At 47.1% G+C, this 22,616-nt stretch carries 19 protein-coding genes; 2 read left to right on the plus strand and 17 right to left on the minus strand.

The window, feature by feature from the left end; genetic code table 11:
• Nucleotides 1–45: 45 nt before the first annotated feature.
• Together ACWI_RS15495 and ACWI_RS15500 are read right to left on the minus strand one after the other, a co-directional pair.
• Nucleotides 46–1,413, minus strand: coding sequence for an MFS transporter (locus tag ACWI_RS15495; protein WP_070372352.1), 1,368 nt, complete (start codon nt 1,411–1,413; stop codon nt 46–48).
• A 756-nt stretch (nt 1,414–2,169) separates the two neighbouring features.
• On the minus strand, nt 2,170–2,673 hold the full coding sequence (locus tag ACWI_RS15500; RefSeq protein WP_070372353.1) for a GNAT family N-acetyltransferase: 504 nt from the start codon (nt 2,671–2,673) through the stop codon (nt 2,170–2,172).
• Nucleotides 2,674–3,437: 764 nt separating this feature from the next.
• On the opposite strand from ACWI_RS15500, the gene ACWI_RS15505 reads away from it, so the two are divergent.
• Complete coding sequence (locus ACWI_RS15505; protein ID WP_070372354.1) at nt 3,438–5,810, plus strand: ATP-dependent DNA helicase; 2,373 nt, start codon at nt 3,438–3,440, stop codon at nt 5,808–5,810.
• 22 nt (nt 5,811–5,832) lie between these two features.
• Here the strand turns inward: ACWI_RS15505 and ACWI_RS15510 are convergent, their stop codons facing one another.
• The 9 genes from ACWI_RS15510 to ACWI_RS15550 form a co-directional block, all read right to left on the minus strand.
• Nucleotides 5,833–6,123 (minus strand): nitrous oxide-stimulated promoter family protein, encoded by a 291-nt coding sequence (locus ACWI_RS15510; protein ID WP_084633748.1) that lies wholly within the window; start codon nt 6,121–6,123, stop codon nt 5,833–5,835.
• 13 nt (nt 6,124–6,136) lie between these two features.
• Nucleotides 6,137–6,379 carry a hypothetical protein gene (locus tag ACWI_RS15515; RefSeq protein ID WP_175440961.1) on the minus strand — a complete coding sequence of 81 codons (243 nt, stop codon included), beginning with the start codon at nt 6,377–6,379 and terminating at the stop codon, nt 6,137–6,139.
• 15 nt (nt 6,380–6,394) lie between these two features.
• Nucleotides 6,395–7,648: a DNA polymerase IV gene (gene dinB, locus ACWI_RS15520; protein WP_070372356.1), complete on the minus strand. Its 1,254-nt coding sequence runs from the start codon at nt 7,646–7,648 to the stop codon at nt 6,395–6,397.
• Between the two features lie 368 nt (nt 7,649–8,016).
• Nucleotides 8,017–8,520, minus strand: a complete 504-nt coding sequence (locus ACWI_RS15525) for a hypothetical protein (protein WP_070372357.1) — start codon at nt 8,518–8,520, stop codon at nt 8,017–8,019.
• Between the two features lie 43 nt (nt 8,521–8,563).
• Nucleotides 8,564–9,268, minus strand: coding sequence for an urease accessory protein UreH domain-containing protein (locus ACWI_RS15530; RefSeq protein WP_070372358.1), 705 nt, complete (start codon nt 9,266–9,268; stop codon nt 8,564–8,566).
• Between the two features lie 2 nt (nt 9,269–9,270).
• A complete protein-coding gene (locus ACWI_RS15535; protein ID WP_070372359.1) occupies nt 9,271–10,059 on the minus strand; it encodes an acyl-CoA dehydratase activase in 789 nt (262 codons plus the stop codon).
• Between the two features lie 70 nt (nt 10,060–10,129).
• Complete coding sequence (locus ACWI_RS15540; protein ID WP_084633749.1) at nt 10,130–11,518, minus strand: 2-hydroxyacyl-CoA dehydratase subunit D; 1,389 nt, start codon at nt 11,516–11,518, stop codon at nt 10,130–10,132.
• Complete coding sequence (locus ACWI_RS15545; protein WP_070372360.1) at nt 11,505–12,704, minus strand: 4Fe-4S binding protein; 1,200 nt, start codon at nt 12,702–12,704, stop codon at nt 11,505–11,507. The genes ACWI_RS15540 and ACWI_RS15545 overlap by 14 nt, the downstream gene beginning before the upstream one ends.
• A complete protein-coding gene (locus ACWI_RS15550) occupies nt 12,701–13,966 on the minus strand; it encodes a 2-hydroxyacyl-CoA dehydratase subunit D (RefSeq protein WP_070372361.1) in 1,266 nt (421 codons plus the stop codon). The genes ACWI_RS15545 and ACWI_RS15550 overlap by 4 nt, the downstream gene beginning before the upstream one ends.
• Nucleotides 13,967–14,262: 296 nt before the next feature.
• Here ACWI_RS15550 and ACWI_RS15555 point away from each other — a divergent pair, with 296 nt between their 5' ends.
• A complete protein-coding gene (locus ACWI_RS15555; RefSeq protein WP_070372362.1) occupies nt 14,263–15,582 on the plus strand; it encodes an alpha/beta hydrolase in 1,320 nt (439 codons plus the stop codon).
• A gap of 273 nt (nt 15,583–15,855) precedes the next feature.
• Here ACWI_RS15555 and ACWI_RS15560 read toward each other — a convergent pair whose 3' ends face one another.
• From ACWI_RS15560 to ACWI_RS19090, 6 genes are all read right to left on the minus strand, one after another.
• Nucleotides 15,856–16,785 carry a DUF1848 domain-containing protein gene (locus tag ACWI_RS15560; protein ID WP_070372363.1) on the minus strand — a complete coding sequence of 310 codons (930 nt, stop codon included), beginning with the start codon at nt 16,783–16,785 and terminating at the stop codon, nt 15,856–15,858.
• Nucleotides 16,786–16,803: 18 nt separating this feature from the next.
• Entirely contained in the window at nt 16,804–17,604 is an 801-nt protein-coding gene (locus tag ACWI_RS15565) for an epoxyqueuosine reductase (protein WP_242871633.1), read from the minus strand.
• A gap of 150 nt (nt 17,605–17,754) precedes the next feature.
• A complete protein-coding gene (locus tag ACWI_RS15570) occupies nt 17,755–18,762 on the minus strand; it encodes a uroporphyrinogen decarboxylase family protein (protein ID WP_070372364.1) in 1,008 nt (335 codons plus the stop codon).
• 278 nt (nt 18,763–19,040) lie between these two features.
• Nucleotides 19,041–21,122 (minus strand): HD domain-containing phosphohydrolase, encoded by a 2,082-nt coding sequence (locus ACWI_RS15575; protein ID WP_070372365.1) that lies wholly within the window; start codon nt 21,120–21,122, stop codon nt 19,041–19,043.
• A 256-nt stretch (nt 21,123–21,378) separates the two neighbouring features.
• Entirely contained in the window at nt 21,379–22,185 is an 807-nt protein-coding gene (locus ACWI_RS15580; protein ID WP_070372366.1) for an MBL fold metallo-hydrolase, read from the minus strand.
• Between the two features lie 142 nt (nt 22,186–22,327).
• Nucleotides 22,328–22,616 (minus strand): hypothetical protein (locus tag ACWI_RS19090; protein ID WP_175440962.1); only part of this gene is annotated, 289 nt, incomplete at its 5' end.

Here is a 22,616-nt window from a genome sequence, read left to right on the forward strand (position 1 = left end):
CAATGTGTGAATCGCTCCGGTTTCATTGAACTTTGTTTTTTATACTTAAGCCAATTTACGTTCTGCTAATTCTTTATTGATTTCTTCCATTCGTTTTGGTGTTAATGTATAAAGCCCAAACATCATCACCATTCCAATAATCATAATGATTGCCGGATAAAGGGCGAAACCATTTTTAATTCCCTGAATCAGTTCTGGAGTCACGGCCATATCAGCAACATAACCAACTGAAGCCAGCACCGCTGAAATGATAACCGAACGGACAAAAATAGATACTTTGATTGGCATACTGATCAGTGACATGATAAAACCACGGGCATTTTTGCCGGTTTTCCAGTCGCCATAATCAACGGTTGCAGAGTACATTGCCACACCCAGAGAATCTGGCAAACCATAACCAATATAGGCAGCAAACATGATGATTTTAAAAGCAGTTGCTTCAAGCGGCATAAACCAGACAATTAGCAAACCGATAATCAAAAGCGACAGGGCGATCATATAGGTGTTTTTTTCGCCAAGTCGTTTAGCAATCGGTGATGCAATCATGGCTGCAAAGAAGTTGACAATGGTTAATCCGGTCATGAACAATGCCAGTCCAGGCAAATCGTTAATGACATATTTAAAGTAGTAGAAGGCCATTCCAAAAATAACGAAACGTCCCAGGTATCGTCCCAGTTCCACCAGCATCAGCCCCATCAATGGTGGGTTGACAACAATTTGTTTGAGCATTTCGCCCACTGACATCTTTTCAGCCGGTTTGCCCGCTTGGGCTTCGGTACCGTTTTGAGCATAGTCTTTGGTGATTACAAAATAAATGATGTTACAGGCAATCATAATCACACCGGTGATCGCTGCCATATAGGTGTAACCTAAAACCGGGTTGCCGACACCAGCACCAATAGCGGCGATGGCTTTTACCCCAAAATAGGAGAACACCAGAGCACCCGCTGCATTGAACATTCCCCGGTTACTGGCCATTGAGATTCGTTCTTCCCGAACCGTGGTCAGCGCATTATTCATGGAAATATGGGCAGCATAAAAGGTATTCCAAACCAAATGGCTGATGGCGAATCCTAAAAAGATGATAATAGCATTAATTTCCGAGGTTCCGCCAATCTGCGAAAACTGCAAAATATAAAAGAGCGCCGCAATGGGTGGTCCGACCAATAGCCATGAACGGTATTTCCCCCACTTCATGTTGCTTTTTTCAAGAATAACCCCTGATGTTGGTACGGCCACAATATCAACAATACTGGTGGCCAATAAGATGGTACTTACTAATGCCAAAGGAATTTTTGCAAAGTCGGTGAGGAAAGCTGCAAAAAACATGACTTCAATATTGACTAAGGTCTGAAACCCAAATGACGGTAATCCATAAAGATTAATAGCCGACTTTTTTAATGGTTTGTTCATAATTCTTTCTCCTTTTTAGTTTCAACTTTAATAACAATTTCTACTAAAATAACTGTCGACACTATTTGTCTGATCAGCCAATCTCCCTATAACAACAAGCAAACAGCAACACTTCTATCCAGTCGTTCCGCAACCAGAAATTATTTTGCACCATAACGATCATCCTGAAATAGTGCAATCCTTTTCATAATGCCTTTCTTCATTAAAATAGAGTTTCGAAGAAGCGGTACTAAAGATATCATGACATTTTTACAAACCGTAAATAAAATTGTAATTACTAATTCATTTACAACATCATTGTACTCGTATTCAATGAAGCTGTCAATGTTTTTTTAGTAAAACATTTCAGTTAATCTATTTTTTAAACTTTGTACTCGTTTTCTTCATTGATTTTTTATATGATTATTCGTTTTTTTTGGCAACTTGTCTGTTTTTACTGTTATTTTTGACATTATGTCCATCATCACATTATTATTTTTTAATTTGAATTTACAAAATACCGTTTAATACCTTTCAAATTTCAGAAGAAATTCCAAAGCACGTTCCTGCATTAACATTCGTTTGCTTATATAATGTATTCCCCGCCACAAAAAACTTAACCTGATATATTTTCCTTTTTTGACTGAGCAGCTTCACCATCAAAAAAAGAACTTCGTACGAAGTTCTTTTTTCAAGCTCTATAATTTTTTGAAGATATCATTTATTTTAAATATGTTTAATCAATAATTCTATGAAATTACTATAGCCCGCACCGTTTTATCTTGTCAAAGCATACATACAGGAGTCCTGAAGTTTACCATTTTTATATATACTTTTCTGAAAAACACCTTCCAAATGAAAACCAGCTTTTTCAATGGTTCTTCGCGCCTTCTGGTTATCAGCAAAGGGTCGAGCGTAAATTCTGACCAAATCCGACTCATCAAAAGCTTTTTCACAGATCTGTTTAATGGAACCAGTCATGATTCCCTGTCCCCAATAGGGTTCGCCAAGCCAAAAACCCAACTCGCCACTTTTGCAACTGACATCTTCCTGCATCAGCAGACTGATCGCTCCAATCGGCGCATCATCGATTGTGATCGCCTTGTTTAGATGCCTTCTTTTATTCTGATGAATGCTTTTAGTAATAAACAGATGGGCATCATCCAGAGTGTACGGATAGGGAAAGGTGTTTCGTAAATTTCCTGCTATCTTTTCATTATTGGCCAGAGGCACAATATTTTCAGCATCACTTAGCTTCCATTCTCTTAGTCCAAATTCCATTTTTTGACCTCCTTTGATCATCGCCATTGATTTCTAGTTTTTTCTAAAAAACTAATTTGTACTCGTTTACTTTTTAATTTTCATCAGCTTAACATCTTTGGAATTTTATGTCAATTTTTTTTCTTTTTGCAACAATTTATTACCTTTACTTGTTTGATATTTCTCAAACAAGAGGTAGTTCTGAAATTATATTGTTCGTTAATTAACAAATCATTTTTAATCAAGATGTTGTTTTTCGATAGATTTTATTCGGGTAACTTTAATACAGATACATCAAATTCAATTTATGGATAACATACTTTTTATCCATTGTCTGATAGCTATTGGACAACTTTTTATTTTTTTATCAATTCCACATAAACAAATCAGCTATTTAAATGATCTTGATAGTTAATCTACTGCTATATCTATCAAATTGACACCATATCACTGCTAATACTATGAAAAATATTTCTCCCTAAAAAACCGATAATAACGTTGCGATCAAATGCATTTAAATGAAAAAAATCACTGTCTTGAGGCTTTGTTCCACCATAATAATTTTACTTTTCAATTTTTTTGCCCTAATTTTTTTATTGTTTTGAACTCTAGTAAAGAGAAAATTAAGTATTTTTTAAGATTCATCGTTTTGATTGTTACTCTGACAATCGTTGTCGTTCCCTGCTTTGATTCCTAGATCAGCAAGCAAATCTGCTATACTTTCTTCACCATTTAGCATAAAATTAGAGCATCAAAGCGTCATCATAATAATCATAGGTGAAAAAATGAACAATCAACCCGAAATAAAACTATCCGTCCGCAATCTGGTGGAGTTTATCCTCCGCTCCGGAAATATCGATTCTCAGTTTATCAGCAACGCCAGTGCACTGGAAGGAACCCGGGCCCACCAGAGGGTTCAGAAAGATAATCGAGACAAAGGCTATGCCCCTGAAGTATCGCTAAAACATCGTTTCGAATATGAAGGCTTCTGTTTCCGAATCGATGGCCGGGCCGATGGCATCATCACCAGCGAGTCCGGGATTATTGTAGACGAAATCAAGTCAACCAGCCGGCCGTTGGAACAGATTGACGAAGACTACAGCCAAACCCATTGGGCCCAGGCTAAATGCTATGCCTATATTTACGCCATCCAGAATGAACTACCAGTAATCAGCGTACAGCTGACCTATTTTCAGCTGGATACCGATGAAATCAAAAAGTATCTAAAAATCTTTACCCAAACTGAACTGACTGTTTTCTTTTACGATTTAATCAATCAGTACCTGGTCTGGGCTGCTCTGACCAGCAACTGGGTGACTCGCCGCAATACCGCTATTCGGGCTCTTGCTTTTCCCTTTGAGCGTTATCGCCCGGGCCAGCGGGAACTGGCAGTAGCGGTTTATAAAACCATTGTCGAACAGAAAAAACTTTTTGTCCAGGCTCCCACCGGAATTGGCAAAACAATGTCAACTCTGTTTCCCGCCATCAAATCGATGGCTGAAGGGCATACTGCCAAAATTTTTTATCTAACCGCCAAAACCATTGTCCGGGAGGTTGCCGAGGAAGCCTTTGCTAAAATGGCAAATCAGGGATTGGCTTTCAAAAGTGTCACTCTGACTGCCAAGGACAAAATCTGTTTTCAGGAAGAAACCATCTGTGATCCCGATCACTGCTCTTATGCCCGGGGTCATTTTGACCGTGTTAATGCCGCACTGCTGGATATCCTTAAGCAGGAAGACCGCCTGACCCGACCCGTCATTGAAAACTATGCACACAAACATCAGGTCTGCCCTTTTGAGTTTTCTCTCGATTTAACCCTCTTTAGTGACTGCGTGATCTGTGATTACAACTATGTTTTTGATCCCCGGGTTTATCTCAAACGTTTTTTTTCCGATAACGGCAGCGACTACAGCTTTTTGATTGACGAAGCCCATAATCTGGTCGATCGGGCCCGCTCAATGTTTTCGGCCGAACTTTATAAAAAACCATTGCTGGAGCTAAAGCGATTGTTTAAAGATAACGACCCCAGTCTTGCCAAAGCTCTGGGAAAACTCAACACTCACATGATCGGGCTGCGAAAATTGGCTACAACCAACTCACCTCACCGCCAAAAAGAGGCCCCCAAAGATTTCTTGCTGCTGGTGATGAAGTTGATTGCTCTGGCCGAAGTATGGCTAGTCAGCAATGAAGGCCGCCCGGGTCACGAGAAACTACTGGAACTGTATTTTAACGCCCTGACCTTTATGCGCACCGCCGAGTTTTACGATGACCACTTTCTAACCTACGTCGAAAACGCCAACGGCGATACCCGTATCAAACTTTTTTGTCTGGATCCTTCCCACTTGCTGGGAGAAGCCCTCAAACGAGGCCGGGCGGCGATCTTCTTTTCGGCCACCCTGTCACCACTCGACTATTTTTCAGAAATTCTCGGTGGTGACCCCGACAGCTATAAAATTAGTCTGCCATCGCCCTTCGATGTTAAAAACCGAGAACTACTGATTGCCGATACCATCTCAACCACCTTCCGCAATCGCGAAAAAACCTACTCCACCATTGTCCGTTGCATCAAAACGGTACGGGATCAGCAGCCAGGCAACTACATCGTCTATTTTCCATCTTATAAATATATGAATGCGGTGTTTGAAATTTTTAGCGCCAGCTACCCGGAGGTCGTCACCATCCGGCAGGCTCCGGAAATGAACGAGGAAGACCGGGAGCTGTTCCTGGGTCAGTTCCGACCGGCACCCGGGGCTGCCCCGACCGGGATGTTGGGCTTTGCGGTGCTGGGCGGGATCTTTTCCGAAGGCGTGGACTTAAAGCACGAGGGCCTGATCGGCGCCATTATTGTCGGAGTCGGTCTGCCCCAGATCTGTTTTGAACGTGATATCATCCGGGATTATTTCAATAAAAAAAACCACACCGGCTATCAATATTCCTACCTCTATCCTGGCATGAACAAGGTGCTCCAGGCTGCCGGACGGGTGATTCGAACCGAAACCGACCGAGGCGTGATCGTTCTGATTGATCAGCGCTTCAGTAGCCCTAGCTATCGTCAGTTATTTCCACAGGAGTGGTTTCCCCATCGCCAGATCCGGAATGAGCCCGAGCTTAAAAAAGCCCTCCAGGATTTCTGGGCCATGACTATACCGCAAAACTGACGTAAAAAAATCTGCTGTCGCACTACGACAGCAGATGTCTGATAACCATAATGGGGTGATGAAAAATCAGCCGCGGGCCACTAAAAGCCATGATCTTGCGAATTTTTAGCTGATTCTCTTTATTATAGCAGGGGCTTGGACAGTGATTGCAAAAACCCTTGTTTTCGCCATAGCGGCAATGATCCAATCGGTTCAAGGCATAACTTAACAGGGTCTGGCACTCCGCACAGAGATCGTGTGATCGATGTTTTTTGCGGCAATAGATTTTGAGCATCACGGCAAGGATCCGTTTTTCCTGGTCTATTTTTGGCACTCGGCTTTTTTCCTTATCTTTCTTTACTTTCGACAAACCATTTGGGTTCTTCATAATAGAGACAGACTTCCTTATTCTGGATCCGGCAGGTGTAGCGAATACCCTGCCCGCCCACCTTCAGGGAGACCCCCGGGCGCATATCCAGAACCCGGTCAATAGAAAAAACCCGACCGTCCTCCCACAAAACCTGGAGGGGGATGATTCTGCCATCTTCTTCAAACTTTGCAATCACCTGGACAAATTTTTTTATTGCCATTTTCTTAATTCTCCTTTAAAAGTATCCAATTGGATGGATAACATGATCTTTTTTGGGATCCAGGCCGCTCATCGAATCACCAATGGTAACCGCCCGACGCAGAACCAGATTGCCAAAGCGCTTGCGTAAATCATCAACGGTATCATCGAGCTGGGCCTGACGCATCCGCAACGCTTCATTGCCAAAAACATCCAACTGAATCGGGGTTGAATCCGGTACCAGATCAGTGACCCGCACCCCCAGGGAGCGAATATCCGAACTGAAATCATAATTCTTTTCAAACAAGGCAATGGCGGCTTCAGCTATTTCCCGGGTCAGATCCGAGGGTTTTGCTAGCTTTGTTTGCCGGGTGAAGCTGTGAAGTTCTTTGTTACGGACATGAATCGCTACTGTTAAACAATAGCAGCCGGTTTCCCGCAACCGCATCGCCACACTTTCAGTCAGCATATAGAGGATCAGCTTGACATCCTTCAGGTCTTTTAAATCCCGGGGGGTAGTGATGCTGTTGCCAATGCTTTTGAGAATCCGTTCGTTACCGTTATAATGCTCGTCAAAGGCTTTTACCGGGCTGTCATCAAGGCCATTGGCAAAGCGCCACAACACCATCCCCATCTTACCAAACTGGAGCACCAGAAAATCTGGGGATGTTTGCGCCAATTGTCCAATGGTATAGATACCATATTTCATCAGTTTCTTTTTCGTGGCTGACCCCACATAGAGCAGATCCCCAATTTCCTGGGACCAGACAATTTTTTTGAAATTATCCCGGGTGATCACCGTGATGGCATCGGGTTTCCGATAATCCGAACCAAATTTGGCAAAGATTTTGTTCCAGGAAACGCCAATCGAAACGGTGATACCCAGTTCCTCCTGAATGGCCTGGCTGATTTTTTCGGCAATGGTTCGGCCACTGCCGTGAATCCGGGAACTGGCCGTGACATCAAGCCAAGCTTCATCGAGACCAAAAGGCTCCACCTGATCGGAATAACGGTTATAGATTTTTCGGGCCAGCCGGGAAAAACGCAAATACAATTGATAATTTGGGGGCATCACCAAAAGCCCAGGACATTTCTCCCGGGCCTGCCACAGGGCCTCGCCGGTTTTAACCCCAGCAACCTTTGCTTTCTGGTTCTTCGCCAGAATAATCCCATGACGTTTTTCCGGATTGCCACCGACCGCCACCGGAAAGTCCCTAATCTCCGGATGATAGAGACATTCCACATTGGCATAAAAGCTGTTGATATCAGAGTGTAAAATAATCCGTTCCATGACCCACCCATTTAATCCGTTTTAATTAAATTAGCACATATGTTCTGTTGTTATTTTATACCCATCCACACTCTTTGTCAATGGCCAAATTATACCTTACTGCGATTCGGGCTTGTTTGCAGGGCTGATCCGGTCTATTTGACAAATCAGTAAAAACCCCCGAAACGACTGTTATAACTGCGTTTCCGGGGTTTTAAGCTTAACCAGGCAATCGACTCTACCGTCCTTTTTCATACGAAACAATTGTTCTTATAAGCATTGTCGGCCTGACTCATTCGTCGCAAAAACTGTCATCAACTCAAATAGTGTTCACAATTATGAATTTCACAATAAACCGGATTCCATCTATTCTTGTGCGACCTGCTTTTTTAATTGTAGGTTGCAACATATTCGGCTTCGGCCTGTTGGGCTTTCTGGTTGCCGACACCACAGCGGGGATTCAGCAGTGAGCAGTTTTTTCCGCAGCCACCACAGCGCAGTTGGGATAAAAATTCGCTCAGACTGGGGACATCAGGTTGTGGTTCAGCGACTACCGGTTCCTCCGCAGCCGGGGTAGCGGCGACAATCGCCGGAGTTTCTACCGGTGCTGCAGCGGATGCAGTAACGGTTTCAGTCACCGTGGTGGCCGGTTCAGAAATAGCGGTGCTGGGTGTTTCGGTGGTAGTCGCAGTGGCTGTGTCGGTCGTCACCGCCGCAGCAATACTCTCACTTTCACCAGTGGCAGCATCATTCTTGGCGGCAATCGCCGGAGGAATTTCGGCCTGAGCAGCCTTCACTTGCTCATAGCTGTGAAAAGTATTGACCCCCACCCCATAGACAATCAGCAAAGCAGCGACGGCCGCCGTGCATTGGCGGATAATTTTATTTTTCATACTTAATACACCTCATTTTAATTCTTTAATTTTACAACCTTCTTCACACTAAATTGAATAAGGCCCCGGCCGAAAACAGGGTCAGCAGCACGTAGCTGGCTAAACGAAACCACTGCAGCTGCCGGGGAATTTCGGTGGCAATTTTCCCCGACAGCACGCCTGATAGCAGTACCATCAGCAATACCGGGGTCAGGGTACTTGCGGCGGCAAAGACCCCGCCAACTAGAGCAGCCGTCGCCAGCGGCAGGGTGGTGGCCACTCCCATCATCATCAGTAGCGGCCCACAGGGTGAGGCTCCATAGGCCAGACCGGCGGAGAATAGCGGCAACAGCCCTTTTACACCATAGCGGTTGATAGTATCAGCCTTTTTTTCACCGCCGCAACCGGAACAGAGACTGGCCCGGTTGGCTTTGTTTTTGTAATCGAGCAGCCATTTTCCGATCAGCACCAGGCCCAGGGCTATCATCGCCAGCTCCATCATCTGACCCAGGTTGATCCCACCGACATAACCGGCGGCATCAATAAACTGACTGCCAATCAACGCCGCCAATCCGCATAACACCACCACGGCGATGACCTTGCCGATAAAAAAGCTAAAAAATCCCAGCAGCGATTTTTTTAGCCCCCCGGCATGGGTGATGATATAGCTGGACAAAAAGACGCTGACCGCCGGACTGCAGCAGGTGCCGCAGCCCAGCCCCACCGACAGGGCCGTGGCCAAAACCGGAAGCAGTAATGTCAGCCCCATGGTCAGGCCCGCTCACTGGCAATCAGGGCGGCACCGATGGCCCCGTTAAACTGGGGGTATCGGGCCACATAGACATCCCGCATCATTTCTTCTTCAAAGGCTTTATGGACTCCGATATTCAGGGCACCGCCGCCGGTCATCAGGATATCTCCGCCTTTTTCGGCCTTTTTCATCATTTTAATGATCCGTTTGGCCATCGATAAATGCATCCCGGCCAGAATATCCCGGCGGTCATACTTCCGGGCCACCAGCGACACCACTTCTGACTGGGCAAAGACCACACAGGTGCTGTTGATATCACAGGGGGCCTTGCTTTCCAGCGACAGCGGGCCGACCTGATCGATGGTGGTCTCTAGAATCTGGGCGATGACTTCCATAAATTTGCCGGTGCCAGCGGCGCATTTATCGTTCATGGTAAAGTTCTTAACGGCGTAATGCGAGTCCAGATAAATGATTTTGCTGTCCTGACCGCCGATATCAATAATCATCCCCGGTCGGTAATCCGGCGGTGCGGTTAAGCGCACCCCATAGGCATGGGCGGTAATTTCGGAAATATCGTCATCGGCAATATCAAAGACCTTGCGGCTGTAACCGGTGGCCATGGTATAGCGCACCTGGGTACGGTTAATCCCCCGGCGGACACACATTTTTTCAATTAAGGCACTGGCTGCGGCATTGTTGTCAATCCCGGTGTTGGTAACCATCGCATCCACCACCTGATTCTGGCAGATCAGCGCCGCCTTGGTATAGGTTGAGCCGCCGTCAAGTCCGGCATAATAATTTCTGTTCATGTTATTCTCCTGTTTCTTTAATCACTAGACAAACCCAGTACCGACAATTTGTCGGTACTGCAGTTAAGTGTCACCCTGCTATTTCTGATTTTTTCAGTTTGCTAATTCGGGTTTCCAGATCTTTCAATTTGATCAGCTCAATAAAGGCTTCAATCCGGATCCGCAGTTGTTCAATATCTTCTTCGTTGTAATCACTTTCGACCCGGATCACCGGGACGCCCAGTTTACCCAGCTCATCTTCCAGCGTCTGGTATTCAAAATCATAGACCAGACAGCCCCGGAGGACGTGATAAACCACCCCCTGAACCTGGTGGTCGGCAATCATCTGTTTGATCCGATAAATCCGCTGGCTGTTGTCAACAAAGGTCGGACAGGTACAGGGTCTCGTGTAGCGATTGGCCAGCGACCGCATCAAGCCATCAAAGCTCTGATCCACCACGACGGTGGGGTCATAAAGCGAACGCTCCCCCATACAGGTCTCGTCGCCGACCAGAATGCCCCCGGTTTCTTCAATCAGCAAGGGGATTTTAATATTGGGGAAAATAACCGGTGATCCGGTGATCATAATCCGGGGTTGTTTATCTTTGCTGACGTAGTGCTTATCTTTTTTACGCCGGGCCAACTCCTGATTAAGGCGATGCAGCTGCTGACTCCACTGCTCCACCGGCAGATACGAAAAGGCATTCATCAGCGCCATGGCGTGGGTTCCTTTGATTAAGGCCGGGACATGTTTTTTAAACTCATTAAACTTTGACATCTGATACTGGGCAAAACCCATGGCATCAATGCTCTCTGCCAGGCTTTGGTAGCTAATCGTCTGGCCGGTGACCGCTTCCAGTTCGGGAATCAGCTGATAGAGTTCCTGAACGTACTGCTCCATATCGCGATCCTCACTTTTGGCGGTGGGCACATGGAGGGCGTAGGTCGGCACCCGCTGCTTTAACATGCCAGCCATTTTCTTTTTGCAGTCGCAGGTAATCGGCACCACCATCAGGGCACAGTCATCATAAATCGGCATCACTTCCATGGCCTGAAAGCCCATCACCGCTTTGATCAGCGGGCAGGCATCCCGGGGCACCAGATCATCACCAATGGCAAAGGCGGTATAACTGCCGCTGCATAGTTTCACCGGCTGAGCCCCGACAGCGTAGATCAGCTCATCAGGGACCATCACACAATAGGTGCCGACGATTTTGGTATCAGCCGATTTTTCGACGTTTTTCAGATCCACATAGATGTCTTGCAGAACCTTGAAAAATGGCTCCATGGCGTCCGGGGCGCCGGGTAATTCGGCCAGCCGCCGCAGGTATTTGGCGGACACCTTGGTGGCTTTGTCGACAAAGCGCTGGCGTTGCCGTTCGGCCATGGTGGTCGGCGAGCTGCTGTTATGGGCGTTACGCTGGTTTTTAATGACGTGATTCATTTCTGGCTTATTTCTTTTATTATCAATTAGACTCATTTTTTTCTCTTTTCCTGATCAAGCGTTTTAAACGCTTTTCGTTTTTTTTATGACCCGACATAAAGGTCTTGCGGGAGGCTTTATAAAATCTCAGCCCGCCGAAGCTCATCGCCAAGGCCTTGTTTTCCGGACATTTGTCAATACATTCGCCGCACATAATACAGTCGGCGGTGGTGACATCACGCTTTTCCCGTTCGGTATAAATGGTTTTAATCCCCATCGGACAGGCTTCGTAACAGGCTCCACATTCGGTACAGGCCTGACAGTCTTTTTTGATGCGAAACAACGAGATCCGATGACCGAGACCGATCAGGTAACCCAACGGACAGATGTTGCAGAAGAAGCGGCGCTTGAAAAAGCTGCCAATGATCACCACAATCATCGCGAAGCCGCTTAAAAACAGTGACACCTTAAATCCCGCCAGGGCCGGTGAAACGGTGATGGCCGGGCAGATATTACAGAAGTTGCCGCCGACAAAACTGAGCCCCAGAAATAACAGCAGCAGCGTCCATTTGATCGGTTTTAAGCGGCTATAGAGTTTTTCATTGAAGGACAGGCCTTCAATTTTCAGACCCTGCCGGGTTTCATGGGTGAGATCCTGAATCAGCCCCATCGGGCACAGAAAACCGCAGATAAAGCGGCCCAGCACCACGATCGAGAGCAGCAGCGAGCCCAAAAAGATGCCGACTTCCGACCAGCTCATCCCTACCAGGGAATTTAAATGGGCCAGGGTATAACAGCTGCTGTCAATCAGCTGATCCTGATTGATGGGACAGGCAAAAATCGGCAGTTCGATATTGCCAAACCCCTGCCCCAGCCATTTGACCCCGTAGATCAGGGCGAAAAAGCTGAGGATCATGATCAGCCAGCGCATTGTCATAAAGCCGAATTTGCGCTGACCCTTGACGGTACCCCCAGGCTTCAGGCTGATCCGCTCAGCGGCAAAACGGCCCATCACCGGATCATTGCGGACAATCCGGCGCCGTAGCCACAGGCACAGCACAATGCCGATGATGGCAAGCAGCAGGATAATCAGCACCGGGGTGATGGCATAACCGCTGTCGTCAGATCCAAATGCGTAAAAGACCAGGTTTCCGGCAAACAATGACAACAGCATCAACACTCCGCAAATGACAATCACCGTCGGCGTGAAAATTTTTCTTAGTTTAAGATCGGTTTTTTTCATACGGCTCTTTTTTCCTCACGATAACGATGATGCGTCAGCATTTCCATAAAGGCTTCCATCCGAATTCTTAATTGCTCCACATCCTGGTATTGGTAGTCGGTTTCCAGCCGGAAGACCGGGATCGTAGCAGTTCCAAACAGCTGTTCAAAGCGTTCCAGTTCAAAATCATATTCAATCTGGCCTTTCAACACATGGAATACCACCCCGTCAATCCCGCCCTGTTCCAGATGCCATCGGGCACTCTGAAAGAGTATTTCATTCTGAGCGTAGGCGGCTGAGCAGTCATAACGGTAATGGGTCTCGATGATGGCGGTAAAGGGATCCCGCTTGCTGGCTTTGTGCTGGCTGCTGCTGGCGTATATTTTTTGGATACTGCTGTCCAGGGTAGCCCCGATCGTCAGGCCAATGTCGCCAATCAGAAAGGGAATCTTATAATTGGGCAAGACCACCGGTGAGCCCATCAATAAAACTTTGGGCCTACTTGTGGTGGCCGCAGGGATCACCTGGCGGTTGGCCAGCAGTTCCAGATTCAGTTTGCGCAGATGGCCGCACCAGCCTTTGAGATCGGTGGTGTAATAATAAGAATTAAGCACCGCCATCCGCAGGGCGCCAGAGATCAGACCGTCCTTTTGACGACAGACCTGGATAAAATCGCGCATCAGTTTCCGGGCCGTTTCGACCAGTTGGGTGGCCTGGAGCAGGTTCTTTTTCGACAGCCGCCGCCCGGTATGGTCCGCCAGTTTTTCGGCCAGTTGCTCCATCTGATCCCGCCATTTAAGCCCGGCCAAGGGATCGCTTTTATCCGGAGGAATATCCACGGTGACCACTTTTTTCCCGGCCGCCCGCAGCAGATAGGCCATTTTGCGGCTGCTGTCACAGGTGATCGGGACGATGATCAGGGCGGCTGCGCCCAGATCAAAGTGATCATTTTGCAGAAATCCCAGCATCGAGCGGCTGACCGGATCGGTATCCCGGGGCACTAAATCGTCGGACCAGGCCACCGTCCCCAGACTGCCGCCGAGGATCCAAAAGGGTTTGGCCCCGGCGGCATAAATCAATTCTTCGGGAATGCTACTACCTAGAACAATCACCTGGGGCTGACGCTTTTTTATATTGTCCGGTTTGAAGTAGCGATAGATCGTATTTAAAAAATAGCGCAGTTCCTCGATCTGGCTGTTTTCATTGAACAAGGTTCTCAGGGTATCCATGTATTCACTTTCATAGCTGCTAAACGGCTGTTTTTTTTCGTAATTAACTGTCATTGTCTGACCTCCAAAAGCATTTGTGTTTCAATGTTCATTTCATGTTGCTATTGTAATATAACCGTTTGTGGATGGTTTGAAGCTTATCTGAAGATTAGGTGAAGACCCTTAGTAATTCACCGATATTTTCTTACCAAAACCACTGTTTTCGATCCATATTCCTACGTCTCTAACCTTTTCTTTGCCACAATCAATTAAATGAATATAATATTGATTCTTGTTTAAAGTTAATGTAAAATAACATCAGTGACAAGATCGTTAATTTTGAGATCAATTTATGTCAACACGAGGCCGTTATGAAATCCACCAAAAAGATTTTTCTGCAATTGTTTTTGCTCCTCATTGTCGTTTCCTTGCTGGTATTTGTTCTCCATACCCTTTCTGGCAAAACATTAAAGACCATTGAGGCGCGAGCGGCCTACGATGTCAGCGCTGCCAACCGTGGCGACCTCCTGTTTAATGAATTTTATCAGACCTTTTCCACCGAGCAATCAACCGCTTTTCTGGAAAAATTAGGAAAAAGCACCACTCCCGAATCAGCCCAATGGTCGATGGAACAGCTTGGCTCCCCGGACTACCCGGTAAGTGCTTATATTATTGAATATGTGACAATTAATCATGCCGGTGAAAAGATCCCCTGCTCCGGGGTTGTTCTGATTCCCGAAAAAAACGCGTCATCACCGATGCCGCTGCTTATTTATCAGCATGCCACGATCATGACCAATGGTACCGCCCCCAGTATCAGTATTCAAAAAGCTTCCGGAGAATCCAATACGCTGGCCGGAGCCTTTGCCAGTGACGGCTATGTGGTAGCCATTTCTGATTATGTCGGGACCGGCCAACCCAATTGCCTGAGCTATCCCAGCGAATATTTATACGCCGACAGTGAAGCCGCCAACGGCGTGGACATCCTGATTGCCACCGGTCATTTACTGGATCAGCTGCAATTGTCCACCAACGGTCAACTCTTTTTGTCGGGCTATTCAGAAGGCGGTCAGGCCGTATCAGCCCTGGCTAAGTTAATTCAAAACGATTATCCACAGTATCCAGTTACTGCGGCCGTATTTATGGAAGGGCCTTATAATATGAATGCCGCCATGAATAATTTTCTGGACACCCCCGGGGGTGTCGTTATGGACGGCCGACCGGGTGGTAGCCTGGTTTGTGCCAAAGCAGTTTATGCCTATCAGCAAATTTATGACTGGGGCGCTATGGATACTATTTTTAATAAACCCTATGATACCCGGGTGGAAAAAAACTTTTCCAACCCCACCACCCCGCTGATTGTCCTAGCTGCCAATTATCCCAAAGCGACTGACAACATGTTTACCGCATCTTTCCTGGCCAGTGCCAAAGACGGTACAGTCGCTGCAGACATTGCCGCAAATAATACCGATGACTGGGTACCACAAATGCCGGTTACCTTTCTGACCTCATCCGAGGATGGTTTAATCCCGGCTTCAGTAACCGAAAACGCCTATCAAAAAATGCTGGCTGCCGGGGGGAATGTAAAAATGAGCTATACCCAGTATCCCCTCAATCATTTACAAAACTATATGCAGGCCATTGCTCAGTCAAAAACGATCTTTGACAGTTATGTGAACGCCGCCAATTAAAGCAAAAACAGGACGGCTGAAATAAGGCCGGTCCACCAACCATTAAAATGCACAAAGGAAGGGACTATTAAATAGCACCTTCCTTTGTTTAATTATTTTATTACCAACACCGTTAAACTATAAATCATTTCCGTTCAGAACAAAAGTAATCACTAATCTATTAGCAAGTTACCTTTTGGTAATCAACGATCGAACTTACTTCCAGGTTATTCTTAAACAAAAAAATCCCAGGTATCCGTTGCGATTGACCAATTACCTGAGATTCTTATTTTTCTATAAAAACGACAGCTGCCCATCTACATAAGACACCTGTTTGGCTGCTTTAATCATATCCCCAGCCATGGCATTACCGATTAAAAAAGGGGATTGGGGATCGTGGTTGGCCATGTTGTGTTTGACGGTTTGGTCATCGTGATTGGCGTAGCAGTAGCGGCAGCCATGACCGCAGCTATTGTAAACGCCAATATCGCTGCCCAGCAGACAATCACAACCTTCCCGGCTGGTGTAGCGTTTTTTGGGCACCTTCAGGTTGATGCCAATGGCTCGTTCCAGAACAGTCTGGGTCATGCAACCCGAGCAGTCCACCCCGTAGGGTGCCAGATCGGCTCCTTCACAGCAAGTACGCAGGATCATCCCGTTTTGACTGGCAATGGTCGCAAAGTCCTGACCGATTGCAGCCCGTTCAACGGTCGTTACCGCCCTAACACCCCTAAAATTACGCCGGGTCTTTTGGTAGAGATCGATAAAGCTGATAACACAATGATCGGTATAGCTTTTAAGACTACTGGCCATCCGCTCAAAACTATCCCGATGGAAATCCAGCGAATATTTTTCCGAGATAAAAATCGGATCATAGCGCCAGCCCACCGCCTCGATTCCCACCGCCTCGGACAACCGCTTAAAGGCCTCAATGACCTGCGCCTTGTCTGGTACATGAGGTTCGGTGTCCCGACCATAGGGGGTGATGGTGACAAACCAGAACTGTTTGAAGTCAGAGATTTCTGACCATCGGTTTAGCATCGGGGCAGGATTTTTGGTGCAGAAGGCCAGGCAGTCCACCACCTCCGGTGTCAACCGATACTGGATCACCTGCTGGGGATAGTAGGGATTGCGGACCAGCACAAAACCGGCCCGGATGCGGTTATAAAACCATTCACTGTAGAATGCCGGGATGTCAGTACGGTTACCGGTGTTTAGAATCATCAGAACTCCTTTCTTAAATTATGAGTCGCTTTTAGATTTTTTAGCTTTACCAGGAATCCCCAATGAACAGGGCACCCCACACATGCATTTGCCACAGGCATCACCGCTGCCGATGGGATACTCCGGCACGATTTTATCATAGATCTGTTCATTGCAGCGATAACGGTCAAAAGCCACCTTCCCCTCGGCCAGCGTAAAGGCCTGGTTGACGCATTTTTTCAGACATTTTTGGCATGACCCATTGATCTTATAAAGACATAATTCTTCTGCTGTTCGCAGCGTCGACGTCAGTTCCAGATCGGTGATGACGCTGCCCAGCCGGCCGCAGCAGCCCCGCTCTGTAATCAGCATGTTGTGGAGACCGAATTTTCCGATCCCGGCAATATAGGCGACACTGCGATGGGACCAGTCACTGATTAATTTTTCGCCATCATAATTGTAGGTTGACGGCAATAATGAGGCGTGATAGCCCATTGACACAATGGTATCGTGTAAAAACCGGTTTAAATCATTGATCAGTTGATTGGTTTCAATGCAGGCGTAATCCCATTCTTGCGAGCTTTCCTCGCCAGCAATGTTGCTCGCCACAACGCTTTTGGAAAAAGGCAGAAAGAATACCAACACTGCTCTGGCCCCGGGTAGAAGCTCACCGGGCAGAGCGTGGTTGGGACCGATGATCTCCTTTAGTCTGGGAAATAAGGGATCAGCGGCAGCGGCCACACCAATCACCGGCTCCCGCCAGGTGGTACGGGTCTGTTTCTTTTCCTGATAGTTCTTAACGTAGTCGGTAATCAAAGCCACAAATTTTTTATTCATCATCTCAAAGTCCTCAATTTCTCCCCATTTTCGCTTGTGTCCTGATCTGCTTAATCTACCCCTTATTTCACCACAAAAAATTATCTTTGTAAACTGACAAAAAATAAAACAACCGGAGAAAATTCTCCAGCTGTTTTATTTTATCAGCGGTTATTATTTACCCGCGTTGATCCGATCAATTTCTGCAGTAATAGCTTCATAAACACCGGGATAGACGCTGCCCGGCCCCCCCTGTGTGATGCAGGGAATGTAATAGTGTTTACCGCAACGGGCGACAGCCTTGCGGACTTCGGCGCCAACGCTTTCCTGGGTCCAGTTTTCATCATCAATCAGGGAGTTATCAATATCGCCCATGAAGGAGATCTGGCCACCGTATTGTTTAATCAGTTCCGGAACATTGTTGTTAGAAATACAGCCTTGCCAGATATCAATGCCCATTTCAATCATGTGGGGCACTAGATTTGCGGCATAGGAATCGCTATGATGAACCACCAGTTCGACGCCGTTGGCTTTATAAAAACCGTAGATTTTTTTGTAAGCTGGAACAATAAACTCCGCAAACATATCAGGAGCCATAAACGAATTCAGCGAGCTACCCCAGTCGTCGTGATGGAAAAGACAATCCGGTTTGTAATATTTGATCAGTTCAGCGGCATAGCGCAGTTCGTAATCGACGATGTAGTCGATCAGGGCATGCATTTCTTCCGGTTCTTCATAGAAGCCCATCAAACAATCTTCCATCCCCATTAAATGATGGCATTGTTCAAAGACGCCGGGAGCGACAAAGACCGTGGCAAACACTTCGTTGCGATCAATCGCTTCGACGGCTGGTAAAAAGGGTGCCCAGGCTTCAGCTGGCAGATCGGTTTTCGGCGCTTTAACGACATCCCGCCATTTTGTGATATCCTGGAGAACCTTGTGCTCCTTATCGTGTAAAGGAAAGGCTCCGGGAGTGCCAGCTGGCCAAGCGAAGGTGATACCCCAGGCATTTTTGACCGGTTCGCCGCCAGGCATCGGAAAACCGCCTTGAGCCGTAATCGGATCCCCCATGATCATTCCATAAATGGCATCAGTACAGACAAAGGCCTCGTATTGATTGACAAAGCGGTCAGGATTTCCACCTTTAATCGTTTCCAGTAGGTTCTGTCGTTTCGTTAGCATAAATCATTTCCTCCTAAAAATTAGTAACGATACACAAGTTAAATGCGTGTATATTTGTAAAATCAATTATATCACCAGTTTCTTCCGAATACAAGCATTACTTAACCGGTTAAATTTTTATTTTTGACGACGTTATCATCGGCAATCTGAAGGTATTCTAAAAATCCTCATATCATCAGCGGTTTCCTGATGATATGAGGCCTTATCTGCGCATTCTGTTATTTTAAATATAATTAAGAAAATCTTCAATCTTTCTTGAATAACCTAAGATGGCTTTTTTAAGCATCGGCGCTACTTTCCACAATGTTGCTATTTTTTTCGATGACCTCGTGGATGAATACCGTCACCAGGTCCGGATCGAACTGGCTGCCAGCATGGCGTTGCAGCTCGGCAATGGCTTCCCGCTCCGCCATTGCCGGACGGTAGGAGCGGTTCTGGGTCATCGCATCGTAGGCATCGACAATCGCCAGAATCCGTGCCAGCAAGGGGATTTCCACGCCTTTGAGGCCCTGGGGATAGCCGTTGCCATCCCAGCGCTCATGATGACAGAGAATATATTCGGCAATCTTGCGCAGTTCCGGCACGGTCTGGGCGATCCGATAGCCGACCTCGGGATGTTTTTTGATTTCGGCCCATTCTGCCTCAGTCAGCGGGGTATTTTTTTTAAGTAGCTTGCTGTCGATGCTAATTTTACCGATATCGTGAAGGGTGGCCACCAGTTCCAGCGCCACTAACTCCTCCTGATCCAGCCCCAGCACCCGGCCCAGTTGCTTGGCCAGATCGGCCATCCGCTCGGCGTGGGCTTCGGTTTCGTTGCTTTTTTCAAACAACGTGGTTTTAATTGACGCCATCACTGCGGAATGAAAGCTCTTATATTCCAGCAGTTTTTTGCGGTACATCGACTCCTCAGCTAGTTTAAATACTTTTTCCAAGGATTCATGGGCGCTGGTTTTGGTCGCAAAGCCCAGCGAGATGCTGGTGATAATCAGTTCATTGTCCAGCTTGTAGCCAGCTTCACAGGCACTTTTGAGCTTTTCAACCAGGGCCCCGGCTTCGCTATAACTGGTCTGCGGCAGCAGCATCACAAACTCATCGCCGCCGGTGCGGACCAGCACATCCTGGGGCCGGGCACAGTCGGCCATGATCCTGGCAATGCTGATCAACAGTTTGTCCCCTTCGCTGTGGCCAAAGGCATCGTTGATCAGTTTGAGGCCGTTGATATCGCCGATGATCAGCGACAGCGGCAGATAGTCGCAGTGATCCAACCGCTGCCGTTCGGCTTCGTAATAGCTGCGGTTATGGAGCCCGGTGAGGGCATCGTGCTGACCAAGATAAAGGATCTCGGCTTCATGTTGCTTGCGCTCGGTAATATCCCGACTGATCCCGATCAGCCCCAGGTTCTGGCCGTCATGGTCGTAGTAAGGAGTTTTCAGGGTTTCCAGATAGACTTGGCGGCCATCGGGATAGGTGACCATTTCTTCGTTGCGGCGGGACTTTTTTTCGCGCAACATGATCTCATCCATGGTTCGAAACAGGGTCGCCGTGTCGGAATCAAAGAGATCAAAGTCGGTATAGCCGACCAATTCATCGACGGTTTTACCGGCAAATGCTTCAAAAGCTTTGTTGCAACCTAAATAAACGCTTTGCTGATCCTTATAAAAAACCAGATCCGGGATCGAGTCCAACAGTGAGCGCAGCAGTGATTCTTTTTTCTGGAATTCATAGTAGAGGTTTTTATAGTTTTCCCGGCTTTGCCGCAGATTGTCGTCTGCAGCCTGGTTTTTGAGGCCCTGGAGCATCACCAAACATAGCAGCAGCGTCCCTAGTGGATAAATAATCAGCACCGGCAGGGTGATCGCCTGGAGCACCGCCGAAACCTGGGCGTTGGGTAGCGTCAGCATGTCGGCCAGCATGACGAGATGAACCAGCAGGCCAAACAGGTACAGCTCGGGCCAGACATGAGCGGATTTTTTAACGATCTTAGGGAGCCGGTAACGATGCCAGAGTAGCCCGATTGCTGCGGAGGTTGCCGTCACCAGCACCCCGGTCAGAGCGCCGCCGCCGCCTAAATAAAGGCGGTAAAGCGAGACCAGCAGAGCCGCAATGACCGTCGGCAGATAGCCCAGAAACAGTCCGGAAACGCTGATCAGAATCGAACGGGTATCAAAGATAATGCCGTTGGCAAAGCTGACGGTATTGATCATCAAGAGAATCCCCACCCCACCAAGAAACAGTCCAAGAACTGCCTCTGACCACTTTTTGCGGCGGTCGATGCCGATAAAAAAGAGATTGTATACAATGCTGATGGACAACAGTAACGCGGTATTGAGCAACAGATCTTTGATCAGCTGGGATGACATGATTTCACCTCATTTCTGGCTTGCGCTGTTTGGGTTATGATGGGTTGATATCTGATATTTGGTTGTTATTATACCCGTTTTTGATCGTTTTATCTACGGCTCTTATTAACCGGGCTGATCATACCATGACTTCCACCAGGAAAGCGGGCCCAAACCAGGTTCATCGGATTTGATATAAATCATTTCCGCTTTTTGCAGTTGTCAGATTTGCGCCTGATTGGGCTGCTGACACAGCCCGCCGCAGGCAAGTGCAAGTTTAGAGTTCAAATTCCTCAAGATCATCCGGCACCAGCAGGTTACCGCCGAAAAACGGCACCCCCTCAGCCGTGTACAAGGCTTTGCGCCGGGCCAGATTGCGGTCTTCAGTATGATAGAGCAGCAGGTTGGCCACGGCCAACCGAGCTCCGATTTCGCAGGCATCCTTAACCGTAGTATGGGCCTTTTCATAAGGTTTGAAGCGCTCCCGTTCGGCATAGAGACAGAAGGCCTCATGAAGCAACCAGTCAGTCCCAAAGGCGTACGGGTACTCGTGTTCATGATAGGGTTCGTCACCCAGAAAGGTCAGCCGCCGCCCCGACGACAGCGTCATCGCAAAACCGAATTGCTTGGCTTTGTCGGACTGGATATCAAAAAAAGTCACCTTGTTGCCGAGAATTTTCTTCGTCTGTTTGTCCTTGACCACTTTAAATACGACCCGATCACCAATCAGCTTGACAAATTTCTCCGGCAGCGTCAGTCTGACGATCGTCAGCGCCGTTTTCTTCAACTCGGCATGACAGTAAATCGTCATCTGGCCCTGATAGCGACCACTGCGGATCTCAGCAATGATCATCCGGATCAGCCAGATCAGCCCTAATAGATGATCAGTGTGGCCATGACTGATAAAGACCTCATGGATCTGGGTCAGGCTGATATTGGCCCGCTCCAGTTGGGTCAATATGCCGTTACCGCCACCAGCATCGACCAGAAAATAGTCCTCGCCCTTTTCGATTGCAAAGCAGGTATTATAGCACCGGGTCACCGCCGCATTGCCGGTCCCGAGAATAATTAAGCGTTCGTTCACGTTGTTCCTCCCTTTTTGACAGTGTTCATTAGCCACTACGCCACAGGATTCACTATACCACGATCAACTGCAAAGATCAATCGAGGGTGCAACTCATGGCCGAATAAAAAAGGCGCAAACTTCTCAGTTCTTAATCGTTACGTTAAATCTCTTTCACATCGACTTCTTCAAATGTTAGGATCTCTTTATTCAATTCTAACTTATCCGTTTCAACTGATAATTGGAGATCTCTGCCAAACTTGTCACTGACCTCATCTACGATTCCCTTGTAGATAGATGAATCCAGTTCCGCTTCACCACTTAATTTTACTTTTAATTGCGACAATTTGATTAGTGGTTTAAGTCCGGACTTCGCAATAATTTTTGTTGTTATTTTAGAACTGAATGATTCATTGACGTCGAGCTTTCCATCGAGAAAATCCATTTTAAGC

Source organism: Acetobacterium wieringae (assembly GCF_001766835.1).
Taxonomy (GTDB): Bacteria; Bacillota; Clostridia; order Eubacteriales; family Eubacteriaceae; genus Acetobacterium; species Acetobacterium wieringae.